This window comes from Flammeovirga aprica JL-4, assembly GCF_012844305.1.
In the GTDB taxonomy this organism is placed as follows: domain Bacteria; phylum Bacteroidota; class Bacteroidia; order Cytophagales; family Flammeovirgaceae; genus Flammeovirga; species Flammeovirga aprica.
The window spans coordinates 1-578 of the sequence record NZ_JABANE010000410.1 but is presented as its reverse complement, the minus strand read 5'-3'; the positions used below and the strand labels follow the sequence as shown (position 1 = coordinate 578).

1 protein-coding gene is annotated in these 578 nt (G+C 51.7%); it reads right to left on the bottom strand.

The window, feature by feature from the left end:
• On the bottom strand, positions 1-578 hold a 578-nt coding region (locus tag HHU12_RS34650), incomplete at both ends, for a DNA polymerase (RefSeq protein ID WP_205960111.1).

Here is a 578-nt window from a genome sequence, read left to right as displayed (position 1 = left end):
TACAAATGAGCGCACCCGCTGACTGAAGCAACGTGTTGAGCGCGGCATGTGGTGACCGCACGTGTACCGTTCTTCCATCCAGTCCCTTAATCCAGCGCCGTTTCCACTTGACCTTCTGTTCTCCGGCAACCCATCTGGATGACTCGACGAGGGTCTGCTGGATTCCTTCTCGAAGGGCTGCGATTGCTGGGGTATTCTCAAGGAATTTCTTCTTGAGTTCCTTTCCGCGTTCCTTACCTGCTCCAACGATTTGTCCAATCTTCTCATCTCCTGCTCCGTAAAGGAACCCGTAGATAAATGTCTTCGCGTTGTCACGAGTCGGAAGCTCAGCGGCCTGTTGATTAACTGTGTGAATGTCACCATTAAGGATAACGTCCGCGTAATCTCCATTATCGTACTTGGACATAAAGTGGGCGAGACATCGCAATTCCAGACCGGAGGCATCGATACCTGCTTGAACCCAAGGTCTTCCAGTAATGCCATCAAGGTGGTGTTCAGCTCCGAATGCTGCTCGGCAAGGTTCACCATAAGGAGAACGGACTCCGGGAACCTGTCCGAGGTTAGGAAAACTGTGAGTG